The following is a 1,153-nucleotide window of genomic DNA, read 5'->3' on the forward strand; positions in this document are numbered from 1 at the left end:
ATTCATTAAATATGGAGAATTTTTTACATATTTTATTTTCTTTAAATCAAGATCATATAATTAAGTTTTATTTAAGCAAATTTGAAATATTATAATTTACAGGAGGAGAATTTAATTTATCCGGAGTAATCTTAGCTGTTTTTTAATTGTTGAAAATATTGATGTGGTTTCTCTTTTCTATTCATATAATGTTTTTAACATTGTATCGGTTAACGCTTCAACTGATTTAGTTGAGGATAGTCCTACTTCATTTGGAAGATTACTGTAAATCAGTATGTCCATCCCCCTATTGATTCGATACCCTGCTTGTTTTAAATAACTTATTACTTTCTTTAAGTAGCTAGTCCAGTCATGTTTTATTTCCTCACCTAAATCATTTAAAGAAATTTCAATGATTCCTAAATCTTCAAAGTTTAAGGATACTAATTTAATTAATTGCGTCTCTGTTCTAGACAAAAGCACATAAATACCAAATGATTGAGAAGTATGATGACCTTTTCCATCAAAGTCCGTAATTTCTTCGATTTCGTCAGTATGGCCTGATACAAAAAAAACGCGTAAATTAGAATGACTATAATACTGATTGTAAACTGATATTAAATCTTTAACATCCATTTCCTTATCACTCCTATAACAAATTTTCCATGATCCCTATCCGCTTTTCGATCAGATAGAAATAGATTTAAACCAAACATTTAATTATCTAACCCTTTATCTCCTCGCTTATTTCAATGATCACCATACTAGTTTTAAAAGCTACTACCCTGGCGATGGAACATAATAAAGAGAAAAAAGAGTTCTATTAAAAGTATCCTACTCCCCTGGATATTATTGGTCAATAATTAATCCAATTAAAATTTACTAAAATGGAAGTATTTTTTACTTAGTTTTTTATTCTGTCACAATTAATGTTCATATAAGGAAAATAACGAGATTTACACTTAATTTAAAGCTTTTTGGGTTTTAGTTCTATTAGATTATTAATAGTAATTATTTTACATTTTTTACTAGTCGGATCGAATTTAGAGTTATATCTATATAACAAAAGAAATAAAATTCACTAAAATATTTTAACGTTTACAATACAGCTCCAATTTTATTTACTTGTTGAAAGAAATAGGTTTATTACTTTCAGAAAATTTAATAAACTATA

1 protein-coding gene is annotated in these 1,153 nt (G+C 26.6%); it reads right to left on the reverse strand.

Annotated features, from left to right (window positions below; translation table 11 throughout):
- Positions 1–177: 177 nt before the first annotated feature.
- Positions 178–615 (reverse strand): galactokinase, encoded by a 438-nt coding sequence (locus CN514_RS22825; protein WP_098234535.1) that lies wholly within the window; start codon positions 613–615, stop codon positions 178–180.
- Positions 616–1,153 lie beyond the last annotated feature (538 nt).

This window comes from Bacillus sp. AFS001701, from assembly GCF_002559405.1.
In the GTDB taxonomy this organism is placed as follows: Bacteria; Bacillota; Bacilli; order Bacillales; family Bacillaceae_G; genus Gottfriedia.

Bases quoted from the DNA above. Each gene is read 5' to 3' on its own strand.
- CN514_RS22825 (WP_098234535.1), bottom strand. From the start codon at position 615: ATGGATGTTAAAGATTTAATATCAGTTTACAATCAGTATTATAGTCAT.